The sequence below is a fragment of the Acinetobacter sp. A1 genome (assembly GCF_012371315.1).
Taxonomy (GTDB): domain Bacteria; phylum Pseudomonadota; class Gammaproteobacteria; order Pseudomonadales; family Moraxellaceae; genus Acinetobacter.
In genome coordinates this window covers 1-1166 of sequence record NZ_JAAZQY010000079.1, presented here as the reverse complement: position 1 = coordinate 1166, position 1166 = coordinate 1, and the positions used below count along the sequence as shown (strand labels likewise).

Below are 1166 nucleotides of genomic sequence, written 5' to 3'. Positions count from 1 at the left end.
GAGACTGTAAATTAAATTGTGTAATTGCCTGAATTTGCTATGTTCATATTCACAACGGAGTCAGGCAACATGATGAACAAACAAAAACTAAAAGACCTTGCAGCAGAATTTGCTAAAGGAATCAAAACAGAAGACGATCTCAATCAATTCACCCGATTGTTGACTAAACTTACTGTTGAAACGGCTCTCAATGCCGAACTTACCGAACATCTCGGACATGAAAAGAATGCTCGTAAGAACGGTTCAAATGCTCGTAACGGTTATTCCAGTAAGACCGTGCTGAGCGATGATGGTGAGATTGAGATCACCACACCACGAGATCGTGATGGCACATTTGAGCCACAGCTAATTAAAAAGAATCAGACTCGTATCACGCAAATGGATAACCAAATTCTATCCCTTTATGCCAAAGGCATGACTACCCGTGAAATCGTGGCTACTTTCAAAGAAATGTACGATGCTGATGTATCGCCAACGCTTATTTCCAAGGTGACTGATGCTGTTAAGGAGCAAGTCGCTGAATGGCAAAACCGTCCGCTGGATGCACTCTATCCCATCGTCTATATGGACTGTATTGTAGTTAAAGTCCGTCATAATGGCAGTGTTATCAACAAGGCTGTATTCCTTGCCTTAGGCATTAATCTTGATGGACAGAAAGAACTGCTCGGCATGTGGATGGCTGAGAATGAAGGTGCAAAGTTCTGGCTGAATGTCCTGACTGAGCTTAAAAACCGAGGGTTGCAGGATATTCTGATCGCCTGTGTGGATGGACTAAAAGGCTTTCCTGATGCCATTAACAGCGTATACCCGCAAACCCATATCCAGCTGTGCATTATCCATATGCTGCGTAACAGCTTGAAATACGTATCATGGAAAGATTACAAGGCCGTCACTCAGGATTTAAAAACCGTTTATCAGTCACCTACTGAAGAGGCAGCCTTGATGGCCTTGGATCAATTCGCCCAAACATGGGATGACAAGTACCCACAGATCAGCAAAAGCTGGCGTACACACTGGGAGAATCTAAATACCTTCTTTGCTTATCCAGCCGAGATACGCAAAGCCATCTATACCACCAATGCGATCGAATCATTAAACAGCGTAATACGTCAGGCGATCAAAAAGCGTAAAGTCTTTCCAACGGATGATTCTGTACGTAAAGTGAT

Annotated in this window: 1 protein-coding gene; it reads left to right on the top strand. The window is 43.3% G+C overall.

Features of this window, described 5'->3' with window-relative positions:
• Positions 1–72: 72 nt before the first annotated feature.
• Positions 73–1166 (top strand): IS256 family transposase (locus HHA41_RS13250; RefSeq protein ID WP_168461961.1); only part of this gene is annotated, 1094 nt, incomplete at its 3' end.